The sequence below is a fragment of the Polynucleobacter sp. TUM22923 genome, from assembly GCF_030295705.1.
In the GTDB taxonomy this organism is placed as follows: domain Bacteria; phylum Pseudomonadota; class Gammaproteobacteria; order Burkholderiales; family Burkholderiaceae; genus Polynucleobacter.
This window is the reverse complement of sequence record NZ_AP027274.1, coordinates 480,827-497,851: the sequence shown is the minus strand read 5'-3', so window position 1 is coordinate 497,851 and position 17,025 is coordinate 480,827. Positions and strand designations below refer to the sequence as shown.

Sequence of the window (17,025 nt, the reverse complement as noted above, 5' to 3'; positions counted from 1 at the left end):
AATATAGATCACACAAAAGGAAAAACACGATGGTTAACTTAACGCCTTTTTTACTCCAATGGGGCTTAACCTCACTATCGCTTTGGGTGGCAAGCTATATATTTAGTGGCTTACGCTTTGCAGATGGCGGATCCCTGTTGATTGCCGCTTTATTACTAGGATTTGCTAACGCAGTAGTAAAACCACTGCTAATTCTGTTGACACTCCCCCTCACGGTACTCACCATGGGCCTCTTCTTGCTGGTAGTCAACGCTCTAGTATTAATGCTGGTGTCGGCAGTTGTTAGTGGCTTTACGATTTCCAGCTTCTGGACCGCACTCTTTGCCAGTATCTTTATTTCTTTGTTTAGCCTTTTTATCAGCGGACTAGTAATTTAAGATCCCCCTAAAAAATCACTCAGCCCCAGGGTAAATATCTGCCCAGGGGCGAAGTACATCTTTGCAGGGGCTACCTTTTTTTCCAAGGGATAAGGCGTTTTCCGCCAGAATGCTAGCGCCACCGGTCAAAAATCCAAGCCCAACTGAAATGGCGCTGCTGATAACGCCAGCCTGATTAATCATCGGTTTGGGGTTCTGTAAGGTACCCCCTATCTTAACCAATCCCCCTAAATCAATCCCCGTAGTGAGTCCTGATTTTTCGTAAGGCTCAACCATCAGATTGACTGCTTCAGTCTTGAGATTAATTGTGCCGCCCAAGAGAACATTTAAACGATCAGTTTCCATCCCAACAGTATTGGCAATATTAAGCTGCCCCTGAGAAATGGGTAAATAGGCCACGGCACACTCTATCGTATTTTGATTTGATTTTTTGCGCAAAGGATTAATAGCATCTAAAAGCGTGACGACAAAATCGCCCCCGCTATTAAGAAAAAGGGAATCTGTTTTTGCTTGGTCAATGCGGATTTGAATTTTTCCGCTAGCATTTGATGCCATTTGATGCGCACTCATTCCGGCAGACTGTAAATTAAACGCCAGCTTCATCTTACCGCCACCCACCTTGGAGTTCGGATCTAGCCTAGCCATCAAACTTTCAAGAGTAAAGTTAGCTGTCACTCCTTTAGCAGTCACCACAGGCGAGGCTGCATCAAGCCTGGTAAGGTGAAGTGCAAGATTAGCCTGGCCCTGCCCCACCCCAAAAGTAAGCTGCGGAACCGCAATCTGCGATCCATCCATCTCAATGGTGGCATTGAGATTCTCAATGGGTTGACGGCCCGGTAAGCCCAATTTAATAATGCCGATTGAAATCTTTCCCCGAGCTTCAGGCAAGAGGTCTAATGGCAAGTTGGCATCACTAAAAAAATAGGTGGATGGAGAATGCTGAACTGACTCCGCTGAGGCTGTCTTTAAGTTCTGGCCACTCAATCTGGTGGACTGCTGAACGGGGGGGTTTCCTATTGCATCACTTGATGGCCAATCCACTGCTGCAGAATTGATTGCCAAATCGATCAAAGGTAATGTCTTTGGATTTTTAGCTACATTGCCCTGGATGAGAATCGATTTACCGTTAATCCCTACATTAAGATCTAGGGCAAACTGCGCTGGCGATACATTCCAATGCTGCATTAATTCTAAAACTGAATCTGTTTTACCTCGTATCTCCAGTGCTAGCGCTTTGTACTTTATATCAATCGCGACCAAGGTCTTAGCCCCGCTTTTAGTCAGCGATAAGCGCTGGACTTGATATATCGAACTTAAGCCCGTTGGATCTAGGTAATGCACGTTCGCATTGGCAATCATGACATTACCTACATTCATCAGACTATTTTGACTAGCGGGCGCCTCATCTTGCTTATTACTTGCTAAATTAGTGGCTAAAGGGCCTTGACTACCCATTACCCAATTAGCCTGACCTGATCGATTTTTCTGCAAAAAGAGGTCTAAGCCCTTGAGTTCAATACTGTCGATGTCAACACGTTTACTCAGCAAAGGCAGTAATTTGATATTGAGTGAAATCTGATCCAAAGTTAGAAAATCTCTCTGAGATCCCCAAGAGGCATTACTTAAGGTCAACTGTTCTGCGGAAACAGCAATCCCAGGAAAAAATTGCAATTTGACGGGTCCCGCGATTCGAAGGTCTCGGCCAGTTGCCGTTTTGACTGAGGATGTCAGTAAAGCCGCTAGCTTGGTTGGATTGACCAACGATGAGGCATACCAGATCCCCATGCCTACTAGCGCGACTAAAAGGGCAAGAACGCTGAAGATGATGTTGACTCTAATACGCATATCACTTCATTCTAGCCCCTAGAGAAATAGTGAAGTAAGTAATGCCCCGTTTCAGCACCTCCCCTTTAAAACCATCAGAAATATACCCATTTAAAAATCAGCAAAAACAGTCGGCAATTGAAGTAATATCTGATGGTGTACTGTACACATTAACTACCAAAAGAAGGGTAATAGACCATGGCTACAAAGAAGTCACCAGCAAAAAAGAAAGTAGCTACTAAGGTGGTAAAAAAAGCCCCTGCAAAGAAAGCCGTTAAAAAAGTAGTAGCGAAAAAATCGCCTGCTAAAAAGGCCGTCAAAAAGGTAGTGAAAAAACCAGTAGCTAAGAAAGTAGTTGCCAAGAAAGCAGCCGCTAAAAAACCAGTGGCTAAAAAAGCCATTAAAAAAGTTGCGGCAAAAAAGCCCGCAGCTAAGAAGCCCGCAGCTAAAAAGGTAGCAAAAAAATCAGCTAAAAATACCAAGCCTAAACAGCTCAAGGTTGATCAATATGGACTTGAGGAAGATGACGAGTTTTATGGTTTGTATTTTGCTAAGTCAACCAAAAAAGGTTTGGTAGAAGTCAAGCCGTGTACATTTTCACTGATGTATTGGTGGAAAGGATTGCTAGGTTATCCCGATATGATTGAAATCTCAAAAGATAGCAATACTGCAATGCTTCAGTTTGAATCTACTTTTGGCGGTGGTGACTCTGGTGAAACCGAGCTAACTGAAAAAGATGTATTTGATGTTGATCACATCATTGAAGTAGACGAGGATGAGCAATTAATTTCTCTTTACTCATACATCCCTATCCCTGTTCCTGAAAACCTCATTGGCGCACTAGGTCTTTCGATCCTCAACATCAATCCAGAGACCCGTTATGGCAATCTAGAAATCTGCTCAACCGATAATGAAGATGGCAAGAATGAACATTTTTTACGCTACCGTGCCGCTAGCTATTTACGTGGCGTGAAATTAGGTAAGGTTGAGGCAATTGAAAGCATGATCACCAATGGTTCAGAATTCTTTGGTTTAGCTTTGGATGCAATGTGTGTCAATAAATCCATCAAGAAGTGGTTGCTCAGCTAGTAGTCAGCCGCTCTTTTGAAATAGATTAGTAGGCATTACAGATATAAATGTAAGTCATAGGAAAGCGATCGTTCACTGTTTTTCGTGTTTCCACGATAGTGGCGCTACGCTTTCCTAGTTTTTTGCACTCCTCGACCGCAGCTGCCTGTGCCTCGGTATCCTTTGCAGATTTAGGAGCATGCACCCCAATCGTTCCGTCAGACTGGCGATAGACTCCAAATTCACTTTGCGGAGTTGAGCAGGCTACCAAGATGACCCCGACAATCAGAATCCCTAGTTTTCTGAAAATACACATATTTAACGCCTTATGAATGGCAGCAGAATTGCAATACCTATTTTAGCTATTCTGACTATTCTGACTATTCTAGCCAATTCTGACCAACCCTATTTATAAGCCACACGATCGAGCAATCTTTGGGCCGCAATTTGATTTTTGCCAATAGAGGCTACAGAAATATTTTCCGCCTTAAATGTCCCCAACATTTTGAGGCCCTCATTATCAATCTTGACTGACTTCACTGCCGGCCATTCATTATTGCCGTTAGCGAAATATTCTTGCGCAGAGTCACTGGCCAGATACTCTAAGAACTGAGTGGCGGCCAAGGCATGCGGGGCATTTTTGGCCACACCACCACCCGCAATATTGATATGGGCGCCCGTTGTTTGCTGATTGGGCCAAACAAACCCAATCTTAGAGACAAGGGCTTGGTCTTCAGGCTTAGTAGATCGTAGTAACCTGACTAAGTAGTAAGAATTCGTTAGCGCCACACCACACTCCCCTGATGCCACTGCCTTAATTTGATCGGTATCACCACCTCTTGGGGGACGCGCCATATTGGCAACCATTCCTTTGGCCCACTCTTCCGTAGCCGCCTCACCACGACGCTCAATCATGGCACCAATGAGGGAAAGCATATAAGGGTGAGCACCAGAGCGCGTACATACCTTACCTTTATTAATAGGCTCCGCAAGCTTTTCATAGGTATCCACATCTTGAGGATTTACTTTCGCCTTGTTGTACACCACTAAACGGGCTCGAGTTGAAAATCCGAACCAAGTTGTTCCCTCTGGATCAGGCTTAGCGCGCAAATTAGCAGGAATACGGCTTTCTAAATATTTCGAATGAATTGGCTTAAAAAACCCATCAATTTGTGCGCGCCATAGTCTTGCAGCATCCACCATCAAAATGACATCAGCCGGACTATTAGCGCCTTCGCTTTTTAATCTTTCTGCTAACGCATTGTCATCAGCTTCAATCCGGTTGATTTTGATGCCGGTCTTTTTGGTGAAGTCACCATACAAGGCTTCATCGGTTTGATAGTGTCGTGCCGAGTAAAGATTAAGTTCTTTATCAGAGTCTTTATGAGGCTGGGCAGCAGCGTTTGTCGCTAGGCCGGCAATAGTAAGAAGCAGGCAGAGACTCAAGTTTTTAAAGACGATTTGCATTTATGTTGCCGTATTTGTAATCAGAATAGGATGTATACAAATGTAGCATAAATACGAATGATTATCAATTAAGAAAGGCAGGGGTAAATTACGGACTAGGATATGGACAGTCACCTCAGGATTTGGATATCACTCTCGATAGCAATAAAACGGGGAAAAGTCCAACCAAAACAATCGTTAAGGATGGCAAAGCTAATTCTGCAAGCCGCTCATCAGCCGCCAACTGATAGGTAGCTACAGCTAAAGTATCAAAGTTAAAGGGGCGCAAAAGCAAGGTTGCGGGCAACTCCTTCATTACATCTACAAATACAAATAGACCGGCAGTAATTAGGCTGCGTTTGAGTAAGGGTACATGCACTTTTCTCAGTATTTGAATCTTAGACAGCCCTAACAGCGCGGCAGAACCATCCATCGATGGTGTGATGCGAGAGAGCCCCGTCTCTACGCTTTGCAAACTTGAAGAAAGGAAGCGCACAACATAGGCATATACCAATACCAATATGCTGCTAGAAATCCACCAAGCCAATTGAAAGGTCTCAAGAAAAGAAAGCACGCCAATTGCCAGGACTGCGCCCGGTAATGCGTAACCAAATCCAAGCAAACGATTTACCCAGGCTAAGCGAGGGCTAAGCCTCACTGCATAGGCAAAAAATAGTGCCAACACCACTGAAAGTAAGGCTGTTCCAGCAGCTGCAAATAAGGAATTTCCTAACCAACTGAAATACCGTATATCGATACTGAGCCCCTGCTTATAGAGTAACTGAAGCAGCGCAGCAGCTGGCATTAAGAAACCGAAAAGGAGAGTTAGGCCACAAAATGTAAAGGCAAAGAAACGACTGCCTCCACTTAATATTTTAGGAGTCAACCTACTTTCGGATGAAGAGGCATAGCGCAACTGAGAGCGACTATGCTGCTCAAAGAAAAAGATCAGTAAAACAAAACTCAACAGGCCTAAGGCAAGCTGAATTGCAGCTAAGCGATCACCAAACGAGAGCCAAGCCTTGAAGATGCCGGTGGCAAAAGTTTGCACACCAAAATAAGAGACGGCGCCAAAGTCTGCCAACACCTCCATCAAGGCCAAAGCCATGCCTGCAAAAATTGCCGGCCTTGCCATTGGTAATACCAGCTTAGTCAATGCCTGAAGATGGCTATATCCCAGCGTTTCAGAAACTTCTATAAGTCGCCCACTACGCTCCAAAAAGGCAGTACGGGTGATGAGATAAACATAGGGGAATAAGCAAAATGAAAAAGCCCAAATAGCTCCACCTAAAGAACGGGGATCGGGAAAAAACCAAAGTGACTCAGCTCCAAGCATTGTGCGCAGAGTACTTTGTATAGGACCAGAAAACTGCAGGAGGTCCACAAAGAGATAGGCCGTGACATAGGTAGGAACAGCCAGCGGCAAAATAAGCGCCCACTCAAAGATCTTCTTTCCTGGAAACTCATAACTTGCAATGATCCAAGCATTTCCAACGCCCAAGATAAAGACGCCTAAGCCTACCCCAATGATCAGAATCAGAGTGGAGATGACATACCCTCCGAGCACAAAATTCCCTAAATGACTGATCGTATCTATTGCCAACAAGGCGGAACCTTCAACACCCGGAAATAGAAATGGCATTGCCAAGCCAAACAGGGGCAAAAACAGCAACAAGGCAAGCAGTGCAGCAATTCGGTTCATTAAATCCATAATCCGTTTAGACTCTAGCTCTGTATTAAACCATTAGCGCCAATGAGAAAATGATCGACACCAATTCTACTGAAGCACTCCTATCCATTCAGGGGTTAGAAATTGACTACCGCAGTCGAGAAGGACGTGGCCACGTCAGCGCCGTAAATGGTCTTGATTTAGAACTCCGTCAAGGTGAAATTGGCTGCCTTCTAGGCTCCTCTGGGTGCGGCAAGTCTACAGTGCTCAGAGCGATCTGTGGTTTTGAGCCCGCCAAAGCCGGGAATATTCTCTTACGCAATACGGTTGTCAGTTCCCCATCTATCCACCTGGCACCCAACCAAAGACGAATTGGTATGGTCTTTCAGGACTTTGCGCTTTTTCCGCACCTCACCGTCTTGGAAAATATTATTTTTGGCTTACACCATCTCCCTAATGAAAAAAGGGCTTCTGTAGCCAAAGAGTGGCTTAAGCGAGTATTGCTATTAAATAAAGAAAAAGCCTATCCACACGAACTTAGTGGCGGCCAACAGCAGCGTGTAGCACTCGCGAGAGCGATGGCTCCTGAGCCCGATTTGATCCTACTGGATGAACCCTTCTCCAGTTTGGATGTCGACCTAAGAGAACGTCTCGCTACAGAAATGCGTGAAATTCTCAAAAGCAATGCAATCACCGCCCTTTTAGTGACTCATGATCAATTCGAGGCATTTGCTATCGCAGATAAAGTGGGGGTCATGGCCGATGGCAAAGTTTTGCAATGGGATGCTCCTTATGAGCTTTATCACAAACCGGTAAATCGCTACATTGCAGACTTTATTGGTCGCGGCGTCTTTGTAAAAGGCATTGTTCAGCAGGAGAGAAAAGTGCACATTGAACTTGGTGAGTTGGCGCTAGAAGAAGATCAGGTCTATAAAGTAGGCCAGGAGATAGATGTCTTATTGCGCGCCGATGATATCGTCCACGATGACCACAGCCCAATGCAAGCAGAAGTTGTTAGAAAAACCTTTCGGGGTGCTGATTTTTTATACACCCTCAAGCTACACTCAGGAGTAGAGATTTTTGCTTTTGTTCCCAGCCATCATGACCATGCCATTGGTGAAAAAATTGGTATTCACTTAGTCGCAGACCACGTAGTGACTTTTAGTGACTGAGCAGTCTGTTGATGTTTCTAACATGATCGTGTTTAAGGTCAAATAAAAACCACCCGAAGGTGGTTTTTATTTGACCAGTTATATCAGGCTCTTATTAGCTGCCGATTCGATGATGATCGAGGTAGCACTTGATATAGGCTGTTCTAGCCTCAATCCAAGCAGCGAGTAAACGGTTTAAATATTGGCTTCTAATTTTCATTTTCACATTCCTTTACTGAGTAGAGCCAAAGTACTGGCTAGTTAAACGCTCTACCTCTGCATGTGACTGGGGATAATGATTAGCAATAAAGGCTTCCAAGCTATTGCGTTCATTCCACACAGAAAATACATTGGTAAATATATTTTTTAGTTGGTTCATGTTTTCCTCCTTTTAAGGGTTAACCCCTAAATTTTACCTTTTTTTATGCTGCTTTGCACAAAATATCGCGATCACCATGATTGACTGTAGTTAATCGACCCAATAATCAATCCCCCGAGAGAATCTCTTCGACCACATCAATAAATTGAGTGCCATAGCGCTCTAATTTAGCCCGACCTACCCCGCTAATGTGACTAAATTCTTGCAAATTTCTTGGGGCGATTTTCATAATCTCCTGCAAGGTGCTGTCATGAAAAATGACATAAGGGGGAACGCCTTGCTCTCGGGCCAAGTCTGTTCTTTTTGCTTTTAGGGCCAACCACAGCGTTTCTTCGGCAGCATTCGTAAATGAGTAAACCGCTGCTTTGACGCCTCCCACCTTAGCAGCCTTAGTCTTTACACTGGCAGGATCTTTACGCAACCAAATCTCTTGCTCGCCACGCAATATAGGTAGAGCCATCGCGCTAACCAGCTTTAAACCGCCATAAGAAGCAATATCGGCATCTAGATAACCTCCCGCCACCAATTGACGGTAGATGCTACTCCACTGTGCTTGATTGAGTTCTTGGCCAATGCCAAACGTACTGACACTTTGATGAAAATATTGCTGAATGCGCGGCGTAGACTTGCCAAGCAAAACATCAATTAAATGGGTTACACCAAACTGCTGCCCTGTTCGATAAACGCAAGATAGCGCTTTTTGCACCTCTTGCGTTGCATTCCACGTTGCAACGGGCTCCAAACAGTTATCACAGTGATTGCATTTCCCAGGATGTGCTTCACCAAAATATCGCAAGATACCTTGATGTCGGCAAGTAATGGATTCGCAATAACCCAAGAGAGCATTGAGCTTTTGACGCTCTACTCTTTTGCGATCTTCAGAAGCCTCACCAGAGTCCACCATCTGCCGCAGATTCACAACATCCCCTAAACCATAGGCCATCCAAGCATTTGCAGGTAAGCCATCGCGACCAGCCCGACCGGTTTCTTGATAGTAGCCCTCCATGCTTTTAGGCAAATCGAGGTGGGCCACAAAACGAACGTTGGGTTTATCAATCCCCATGCCGAACGCTACCGTGGCAACCATGATGACACCTTCTTCACGCAAAAAACGCTTTTGATTGGCATTGCGGATTTCGATACTTAAGCCGGCGTGATAGGGCATCGCATCCCAACCACGATCTACAAACCACTGCGCGGTATCCTCCACACTGCGGCGAGATAAGCAATAAATAATGCCGCAATCGTCTGAGTGCTCCGCTTCTAAAAACTGCTCTAACTGTTGTTTAGCGCTATTTTTTTGTAGCACCCGATACCGAATATTTGGCCTATCAAAACTAGAAACAAATTGTTTGGCAGACTCCAGGGATAAACGCTCTACGATTTCTGCTCGAGTAGGCGCATCTGCGGTCGCTGTTAACGCAATCCTCGGTACATTTGGAAAGCGTTCATGCAGGATTGTTAATTGCCGATACTCTGGACGAAAATCGTGACCCCACTGCGAGACACAATGCGCCTCATCAATAGCAAACAATGCAATGCCAGAGCTAGCATTTAACTTATCCAGGGTAAATAAAAAGCTATTACTAAGCAGGCGCTCAGGCGCGACATAGATTAAATCTAAGTCCCCAGCCAACAATCGACTAGTTACTAATTGGGATTCTTGTGCATCAAGACTGGAGTTTAAGAACGCAGCCTTTACCCCTAACTGGGTCAGCGCATCAACCTGATTTTGCATAAGTGCAATTAAAGGGGAAACAATCACCCCAACCCCAGCACGGGTAATCGAAGGAATTTGATAACACAAAGATTTACCGGCACCGGTTGGCATCAGCACTAGCGCATCACCGCCATCAACTACATGTTGGACGATAGACTCTTGGGTGCCGCGAAACTGATCAAAACCAAAAACATGACGAAGAACTTGATGGATTTGATTCATGTGTAACTTGCAAAGCTCCTAATGGTGGGTACAGCGGTGGGTACAGAGCCCTAAAAAAGAAAGAACCCCGTAGATAGGGGCTTGCAGGGCGATGCTGGCGGAGCATAAACTACTTCATCAAAAACAGCCTAAATCCAGCCAGTGTCCGTCGAGATAAGCTTTTGGTTGGTTGATCCATCCTAGCCTTTGAGCCAGCTATACAATCCCGCCGTTTTCCAGAAAGACTGATTGACTTGATAGCTCGTCGGCATGGAAGCAACCATGGGCCCTCTTTAAAACTGAAGAAGGTACCGGCATGAAATCCAAGCTTCCAGAAACCCAATTCACACCCCCTGAAAAAAGTCCCATGGCCATCATTGGAGCAATCCTCGCCCAAGGTGCAATCCGCTATCTGGATCGTCAGAAAAGGGAGGAGCGAGCAGCGGCTCAGAAAATCAAAGAAGCCTCTGCTGATCCTCTCAGCACAAGCCTTGGCAACACCCGGCCGCCTCCATAAACCTCACCGAGACGTATTTTGGCGCATTAGCCATCGGTGCACCGATACATACAAGGCGGCGAGCCCGCCTCATCACTGATGAAAGATTCAACGCTTGGGCTTGGGCATGAATTCTTTGGGGACTAAAACCCCTTTTAAAGCCGCTTGTGCAAGTTTGAAGAACACGTCGGTGTTGTCAATCGTGCCAGTGAAAGCATAAGCACCTGGGCCAAAAGCCGATAGCGGTACGTCGTCAGCGGTGTGAGCTGCGCTGCTGCCAGGAACTTGGCCGGTTACTGAGTATTTGCCTTCAAGATCGCGTTTTGTAGGATTCGCAGGGTAAGCGGCCAAAGGTTGCTCTTTAACGAACGGCTGCTGACTGTCTTGCAGGGGCAAGGGGTTGGTCAGATAGTCTTCCGAACGGTCGGAATTGGCTCCATATCCCACCAGCATGCGGTTGTCAATGTCCGTGGTCTCCGGGTAGCCGTCGTTGGCGAGTCGGTATTTGGGAAAGCCAGCTTCTTCATACAACCCCACTACTTTATCGCGCAATGCGTTGCCCCCGCCTTCACGAACCAACTCTTGTAAACGCGCATCGCTGACCTTGGACCCGCCAATCAATGCCGCGCCGCCAGCTTCGTGATCTGCCGTAACGATCACCAAAGTGTCGCCGCGCTTGGCAGCGAATTCTTGCGCCAGCTTGATGGCTCGGTCGAATTCAATGGTGTCTAACAACCAACGTTCAGTGTCCATGGCATGCAGCTGCTTGTCGATGGAAGCTCCCTCGACCATCAGTACAAAACCTTCTTTTTTCTTGCCAAGAACAGCCAAAGCCTTGGCTGTCATTTCGTCGAGCATCGGTTGATCGGGAAAGCCGTAATCATTAACAACAGTGTTTTTACCTGAGTTTCCAAGGCTGCTGGCTTTGCTGCGCCTACCGTTCATTTTGTCCAACGCCACGTTCATGTTGGAGTGTGAAAACAAACCCAACAACTTATCGACTTTTTTCACATCAACGGTATCTAAGCCGCTTTTGTCGGGCGCATAAACAAAGCCTGCTGACTGAAACTCGGCCAGTAAATCACGCTGCTTGTCTAAAGCACCAGGTGCTGTGCCCCAACGCCTAACGATGTCAGCTGTATGAGCGTCTGATGCGGAAAAAGCATAGTCGGTCCGATCGCCTCGAGCAGAACCAGGCGTGGTACTGGGCAGAAACCACTTGCGCCCACCACCCATGAGCACCGACAAGCCGGTTAATTTGCGATCATCAAAATACTGGTCCACGATACCGGTGCCCGCGCCGCGGTTGCTGGTGTGTATCGCATTGGCTGCTGGGGTGGCATCAAACACGTCAGCGGTGGTGACAATTCCCAGCGCTTTACCCTGTAGCCGGTGCAAATACTCACTTAAGTATTCAATACGCGGATTGTCAAAAAAGTCCAGCGTATCGTCGGGAAACACACCTTCCTCGTTGTTGTTATTTTTGTTACCTGAAACGTAGGCGGACATGCCGGGGGCGGAGTCCGTCACGATGGAGTTAAGGGACGCGGTTTTAACGATGCCCGTCACCGGGAAGGTATCCATTGCCAACGGGGTGATGACTTTGCCTTGGGCATAACCACCAGCAACAATTCTGGCACCGGTACGCTGTGCTGCACCCATACCGTCACCAAACATGATGATGATATTTTTCACTTTTTGACCGACGCTCAAGCCGCTTAGCAAGGGCACCACTTCAAAGTTGCCTGTCGCAGTCACCGTTTGCCCATCGCTTTGGGTGGCCGTGACCGTCAAGGTGTACATTCCAGGTTTATCTACGCTGACGGCGCGACTGGTGGCCAACGTTGCATTTGCGGGGATGTCTTTTTTGCAGCTGTCGGCACAGACTTTCAGCGCCACATTCACATCAACAGTTTTGCCGTTGATAGCGAATTTAGCGTTGCTGATGGTCTTGTCAGCAGCGTCGGGACGAATGGTTGCTTGCAGGTCAAAGCGTTGCCCCGGCAAGAATCGCGCAATTACCGGAGCTGCTTTACCCGAGCTGAACAGCTCACTGGGCGGCGTCAGGCGAGTGACGGCCGGCGCAGCTTGAGAAGTACTGGCAACAAACAGGCTGAGGGCGACGGGCACGAGCTGACAAAACTTGGTATTTAATTTTTTCATATGCAAACAAATTTGAAGGTGAAGAACTGGGGTGAGCTAAAAGCCAAAGGGCAGGAAAAAGTGTGGCGACCGTTTGCGACGAATTACTAATGTCTGTGCTGCTGGGCGTGAAAATGGTTAGCCAGTTCAATGGCATTCATTCCGCGGGTTGCCTCAGGTGTTAGGTGCATGCGTACCCAAGAAACTCGGCCATCGCTTTCTTCAAGGCGCCCGACATTGAGCAAACCGGTTAGAGCAATCAGTCCTGATTTGTGGGTCGCAATCCAATCTTTCAGCTCTGGATCTAGATAAACCGTTACCAAGGCAGCGGGTAGATCATCTGCATCGCCGTCGGCGTGCTCGCTCATGGAAACCGGTCGGGCTGCGAACATGAACCGCCCCAAGCTGGGTACTTCTTGTTTGACCATGTAACCAGCTATCCGAACCACGCGGCCATCTGCTTGCCGCAGAGTGCTCTTCATTTCGGGACCGGTAGGCGCAATGGGTTGGTGGTAGAAGTCAGAAAAAAGCAGTGTTGGGGGCACATTTTCTTTAACTTGTGCGCTGACACTGAAGCAAGCAAATAGACACGTTGCGAAAGACAGCAGCAGCCTCAACCGTGAGCTACCAGCGCAAGGATGTCTGAAAAATCGATACTGACGTAGTAAATAAAACAGCATGGCTAATCAGTTAAAAATTAGAACAATTGAATATAATGAAACTTCGTGACAAATTTGTGACCGCGTCAGCTTGAATCGCCCCGAGTTTTGAGGAGGCTCAACACTTTGAGAAGATTGAGCCATGAACAAGAAGTCAAACAAGTTTTCCCCGGAAGTCAAAGAGCGGGCTGTGCGCATGGTGCTGGAGCACAGAGGCGAGTACCCGTCGCTATGGGCTGCCGTTGAATCCATTGCCCTGAAGATCGGCTGCGTGCCGCAGACCCTTTTGGGCTGGGTGCAGCGCCACGAGGTTGATACGGGCGCACGAGCAGGCGTGTCCACGAGCGACGCCCAGCGCATGAAGGAGCTCGAGCGAGAGAACAAAGAGCTGCGCCGGGCCAACGAAATCCTGAAGTTGGCCAGTGCGTTTTTCGCCCAGGCGGAACTCGACCGCCGTCTGAAGTCCTGAGCAGATTCGTCGATCATCACCGACAGGCCTACGGGGTCGAGTCGATCTGCAAGGCCTTGCAGATCGCCCCATCAGGCTACTGGCGCCACGCTGCCCACCGGCGCAATCCTGGCCCAAGGCGCAATTCGCATGCTGGATCGCCAGAAACGCGAAGCTCAACTTGCTAAGCGCGCCGAAGAGAGCGTTCATACAGGTGTAACAACTACCAAGGACAACACCCATGAATGACTCACTTGTTGCACGCGTTGCAGCCCTCAAGACGGCCCCCACGGCTGACCTAAAGCAGATGTGGCGAGAAATGTTCTTGACTCAGGCCCCGCCCTTTAACCGCCGCTTCCTTGAAACGCGCCTTGCCTACCGCATACAGGAGGTGGCCCTTGGTGGCCTCAAGCGGGAGACCATCAAGCGACTTGAAAAGCTTGGGGAGCAACTAGACGGGGGCAAGCCCGATGTCCGCCGCCGCCGCGTTGACGGCAGACCTATCAGCGGCACACGCCTTATCCGTGAGTGGGACGGCCAGCGCCACGAGGTTTTGGTCCACATCGACGACTTTGAGTACGCGGGCCAGCGCTACAAGTCCATCTCGCGCATCGCTATGGTCATTACTGGAACCAACCGAAACGGCTGGACGTTCTTTGGTTTGCTTGGCGGAAGGAGCATTTGATGACTGACACCAAAAAAGTGCTGTGCGCGGTCTACACGCGCAAGTCCACCGAAGAAGGTCTGGACCAAAACTTCAACTCGCTTGATGCCCAGTTTGATGCTTGCGCCAATTACATCGCCAGCCAAAAGTCCGAGGGCTGGGCCATGCTCAATGAGCGGTATGACGACGGCGGCTTCTCCGGCGGCACGCTCGAGCGTCCAGCCGTAAAGCGCCTGCTCGATGATGTACGCCTAGGCTTGGTCAACACTATCGTGGTCTACAAGATTGATAGGCTGTCACGATCTCTGGCCGACTTTGCCAAACTGGTGGAATTGTTTGACCAATATAAGGTGACCTTTGTCTCGGTCACCCAATCCTTCAATACGACCACCTCCATGGGGCGACTGACCCTGAACATCTTGTTGTCGTTTGCCCAGTTTGAGCGTGAGTTATCTGGCGAACGGGTGCGCGACAAGATTGCCGCGTCAAGGCAACGTGGCATCTGGATGGGCGGAATGCCGCCATTGGGGTATGACGTGGTTGACCGCATGCTGGTGGCCAACCCACAAGAATCTGCGCTGGTCCAGGAGATTTTTTCCCGCTTTGCCGCCACGCCTTCTATGGCCACCATCGTCAAGGACCTTCGAACTCGCGGCGTGACCACCAAGTCCTGGACCACGATCAAAGGCGTGACCAGGCAGGGCAAGCTGATCACCAAGGGCTCGGTCTACAAGCTGTTCGGCAGTCCGGTCTACATTGGCATTGCCGCCTACAAGGGGCAGCACTTCCCTGGTCAGCACGCTGGGATCATTGCGCAAGAGGTATGGGACGCTGTGCAGGCGCACCTGAGAAGCGGCGCGCCGATGAACAAGGCCAGGCTGGCTGGACGTGGCAGCGCACCGTCCATCTTGCGGGGGTTGCTGTTTTCTGATCAAGGCCGTGCCTTCACGCCGGGCTGGACCCGCAAGCAGCACAAGACCTACCGCTACTACATCAACACCGACTCCATCAAGATCGGCAAGGAGGCCTGCGACATCCAGCGCATCCCTGCTGGAGAGATAGAACTGGTCGTGATTGAAAAGATGCGCGGCATCCTGCGATCGCCTGAGGTGCTGTCGCATGCGGTGCGGGGTATCGGTACCCAGCGGCCCAAGGTTGAAGAGGCCAATGCTGTCGCCAGCCTGCAGTCGATCGATGCGATCTGGGACGAGCTGTTTCCGGCCGAGCAGGCCAAGATCCTGCACACCCTCGTCGAGCGCATCACGGTGCGCAAGGACGGGATCACGATCAAGTGGCAAGACAAGGGTTTAAACAAACTTCTACGAGACACCCTCGCACCCGAAAAACAACTGGAGGCGGCATGAATCACGACACCCCAACTGGTTTCAGCACCGAGATAGCCATGTCTTTTCGCAAACGTGGGGGCAAGGCCGTCATCATGCTGCCAAACGGTGAGCGCGCCATCGAGCGGGGCGAGGCGCTTATTGACAACGCCATGGTCAAGTTGGTGGCGCGTGGCCACCGCTGGCAGCGCAAACTGTTCGATGGCACCCATGCCTCGATCGAGGACCTGGCCAAGTCAGAAAATATCAGCGCGTCGTTTGTGAGTCGCATCCTGCGCCTGGCATACCTGTCGCCCGACATCATTGAGGCGATCCTGAGCGGTAAGTACCCGGCTCACATAACCATGAAGGACCTCATGGAGCCATTTCCCATGGAGTGGGGTGCGCAAGAAGCGCACTTTTTGAAGCCTCGCAAACCAAGCGAGTTAGAGCCAGCGGTCCAGTAGCGCCCCAACGTACCCCTTGTCGAGCATGTGCCCACCTCCGGGTACCACATTAACGCCGATACCCAGCAACCGTCCAAGTTCGCTCACTTGGTCCTGATTGCTCTGCCAATCCAGTGCACCGACGTGTATCTCGCACTGAGTAGGCGGTTTAAATTTACCCGCCTTGATCAGCCCAGAAAGCGCCTCGGCCTTTGGCGGAATGAAATTCATGGAAGTCTCGGTACTGGAAAACTCGCCGACGATTGGCGAGAGAAGCAACACTCTGCCCAAATATGGCTCCATTTGAGCCTGCGCATGTAAAAACAAATATGCGCCGAATGAATTTGCAATTACGCGCGCGCTGTCATTCCAAAAATGGTCTTGGAGATCTGCCGCAACTGTGTCAACCTGATCTTTAAACGGCATGCCCTGGAACTCACCAACTGTCTCGCGTCCAGCGATGGCCAAGCCACGGGATGTCAATGCTGCACCCAAGCCAGTTGAAAGCCTACCGCCGTATCCGGGCAGGTAATAAACAGCGTTCTCCATGTTCATCGCGCGACCAGTTACCGCAAGATGAGAAGCTGTGGAATCGCATCAGATCCGCACCACACGACAGCATTTTGGTGAAACCTTCGGCCAAGAGTCTTAGCGGCCTCAAGCGATAGACCAAAAACCAGAAAGCTCGGCTCCCCTGGCCAATTACCTGTGGGGTGCTTGCCTTCACCTGGTAGGTAATCAAGGCTTCGTACGCCAAGCTCACGAAGCAATTGCTCCTGCAGTTTGAGGTTTTCCCCATCGCTCAGCAACACCCCGTTGGGGTTGCAAGCCGTGATGAAAACGCAAGTTTCAGCCCCAAAGGCTTTGTAGAGCTCCGCCAATGCTGGATTACGTACATCTATACGCAAGACCAGTGACGGGTCAATCTCGACGCGGAAATCTGTCTCCCGATATGCCTGGACCGTCTCCGGCGAAATTACTGATTCAACTTGCAAAACAACTCACCCCTTCAT

Annotated in this window: 17 protein-coding genes, 1 pseudogene and 1 other annotated feature; of the genes and pseudogenes, 8 read left to right on the top strand and 10 right to left on the bottom strand. The window is 48.9% G+C overall.

Annotation, left to right across the window (positions count from 1 at the left end; all coding sequences use genetic code 11):
* Positions 1-29: 29 nt before the first annotated feature.
* Complete coding sequence (locus QUD86_RS02560) at positions 30-377, top strand: phage holin family protein (RefSeq protein WP_286297811.1); 348 nt, start codon at positions 30-32, stop codon at positions 375-377.
* Positions 378-392: 15 nt separating this feature from the next.
* On the opposite strand, the gene QUD86_RS02555 is transcribed toward QUD86_RS02560, so the two are convergent.
* Entirely contained in the window at positions 393-2,222 is a 1,830-nt protein-coding gene (locus QUD86_RS02555) for an AsmA family protein (RefSeq protein ID WP_286297810.1), read from the bottom strand.
* Between the two features lie 177 nt (positions 2,223-2,399).
* On the opposite strand from QUD86_RS02555, the gene QUD86_RS02550 reads away from it, so the two are divergent.
* Entirely contained in the window at positions 2,400-3,290 is an 891-nt protein-coding gene (locus QUD86_RS02550) for a hypothetical protein (RefSeq protein WP_286297809.1), read from the top strand.
* A 25-nt stretch (positions 3,291-3,315) separates the two neighbouring features.
* On the opposite strand, the gene QUD86_RS02545 is transcribed toward QUD86_RS02550, so the two are convergent.
* From QUD86_RS02545 to QUD86_RS02535, 3 genes are all read right to left on the bottom strand, one after another.
* A complete protein-coding gene (locus QUD86_RS02545) occupies positions 3,316-3,585 on the bottom strand; it encodes a hypothetical protein (protein WP_286297808.1) in 270 nt (89 codons plus the stop codon).
* An 89-nt stretch (positions 3,586-3,674) separates the two neighbouring features.
* Positions 3,675-4,736 carry an extracellular solute-binding protein gene (locus QUD86_RS02540; protein ID WP_286297806.1) on the bottom strand — a complete coding sequence of 354 codons (1,062 nt, stop codon included), beginning with the start codon at positions 4,734-4,736 and terminating at the stop codon, positions 3,675-3,677.
* A 115-nt stretch (positions 4,737-4,851) separates the two neighbouring features.
* Positions 4,852-6,417 (bottom strand): ABC transporter permease, encoded by a 1,566-nt coding sequence (locus QUD86_RS02535; protein WP_286297803.1) that lies wholly within the window; start codon positions 6,415-6,417, stop codon positions 4,852-4,854.
* 59 nt (positions 6,418-6,476) lie between these two features.
* Between QUD86_RS02535 and QUD86_RS02530 the strand changes: the two genes are divergently transcribed.
* Positions 6,477-7,556 (top strand): ABC transporter ATP-binding protein, encoded by a 1,080-nt coding sequence (locus QUD86_RS02530; RefSeq protein WP_286297802.1) that lies wholly within the window; start codon positions 6,477-6,479, stop codon positions 7,554-7,556.
* 211 nt (positions 7,557-7,767) lie between these two features.
* Here QUD86_RS02530 and QUD86_RS02525 read toward each other — a convergent pair whose 3' ends face one another.
* Complete coding sequence (locus tag QUD86_RS02525; RefSeq protein WP_286297798.1) at positions 7,768-7,914, bottom strand: hypothetical protein; 147 nt, start codon at positions 7,912-7,914, stop codon at positions 7,768-7,770.
* A gap of 106 nt (positions 7,915-8,020) precedes the next feature.
* Positions 8,021-9,856 carry a DNA helicase RecQ gene (recQ, locus tag QUD86_RS02520; RefSeq protein WP_286297796.1) on the bottom strand — a complete coding sequence of 612 codons (1,836 nt, stop codon included), beginning with the start codon at positions 9,854-9,856 and terminating at the stop codon, positions 8,021-8,023.
* Positions 9,857-10,151: 295 nt separating this feature from the next.
* Here recQ and QUD86_RS02515 point away from each other — a divergent pair, with 295 nt between their 5' ends.
* Entirely contained in the window at positions 10,152-10,352 is a 201-nt protein-coding gene (locus QUD86_RS02515) for a hypothetical protein (protein WP_286297795.1), read from the top strand.
* An 87-nt stretch (positions 10,353-10,439) separates the two neighbouring features.
* Here QUD86_RS02515 and QUD86_RS02510 read toward each other — a convergent pair whose 3' ends face one another.
* Both QUD86_RS02510 and QUD86_RS02505 read right to left on the bottom strand, forming a co-directional pair.
* Positions 10,440-12,494 carry an alkaline phosphatase gene (locus QUD86_RS02510; protein WP_286297794.1) on the bottom strand — a complete coding sequence of 685 codons (2,055 nt, stop codon included), beginning with the start codon at positions 12,492-12,494 and terminating at the stop codon, positions 10,440-10,442.
* A gap of 86 nt (positions 12,495-12,580) precedes the next feature.
* Entirely contained in the window at positions 12,581-13,018 is a 438-nt protein-coding gene (locus tag QUD86_RS02505; protein WP_286297793.1) for a hypothetical protein, read from the bottom strand.
* A gap of 256 nt (positions 13,019-13,274) precedes the next feature.
* Between QUD86_RS02505 and QUD86_RS02500 the strand changes: the two are divergent.
* The 4 genes and pseudogenes from QUD86_RS02500 to QUD86_RS02485 all read left to right on the top strand — a co-directional run.
* Positions 13,275-13,720 (top strand): annotated as a pseudogene (locus tag QUD86_RS02500) (transposase); the annotation flags it as partial.
* Positions 13,556-13,672 (top strand) — a sequence feature (AL1L pseudoknot). (Overlaps the previous pseudogene by 117 nt.)
* Before the next feature lie 101 nt (positions 13,721-13,821).
* Positions 13,822-14,265 (top strand): DUF2924 domain-containing protein, encoded by a 444-nt coding sequence (locus tag QUD86_RS02495; RefSeq protein WP_286297792.1) that lies wholly within the window; start codon positions 13,822-13,824, stop codon positions 14,263-14,265.
* Positions 14,265-15,608: a recombinase family protein gene (locus tag QUD86_RS02490; protein WP_286297791.1), complete on the top strand. Its 1,344-nt coding sequence runs from the start codon at positions 14,265-14,267 to the stop codon at positions 15,606-15,608. Before QUD86_RS02495 ends, QUD86_RS02490 begins: the two co-directional genes overlap by 1 nt.
* Complete coding sequence (locus QUD86_RS02485; protein WP_286297789.1) at positions 15,605-16,033, top strand: ParB/RepB/Spo0J family partition protein; 429 nt, start codon at positions 15,605-15,607, stop codon at positions 16,031-16,033. Before QUD86_RS02490 ends, QUD86_RS02485 begins: the two co-directional genes overlap by 4 nt.
* Here the strand turns inward: QUD86_RS02485 and QUD86_RS02480 are convergent.
* Together QUD86_RS02480 and QUD86_RS02475 are read right to left on the bottom strand one after the other, a co-directional pair.
* Positions 16,013-16,567 carry a hypothetical protein gene (locus tag QUD86_RS02480; protein WP_286297788.1) on the bottom strand — a complete coding sequence of 185 codons (555 nt, stop codon included), beginning with the start codon at positions 16,565-16,567 and terminating at the stop codon, positions 16,013-16,015. The two genes, QUD86_RS02485 and QUD86_RS02480, sit on opposite strands and share 21 nt — an antisense overlap.
* A gap of 11 nt (positions 16,568-16,578) precedes the next feature.
* Positions 16,579-16,920, bottom strand: a complete 342-nt coding sequence (locus QUD86_RS02475; RefSeq protein ID WP_286297786.1) for a DUF3293 domain-containing protein — start codon at positions 16,918-16,920, stop codon at positions 16,579-16,581.
* Between the last annotated feature and the right edge of the window lie 105 nt (positions 16,921-17,025).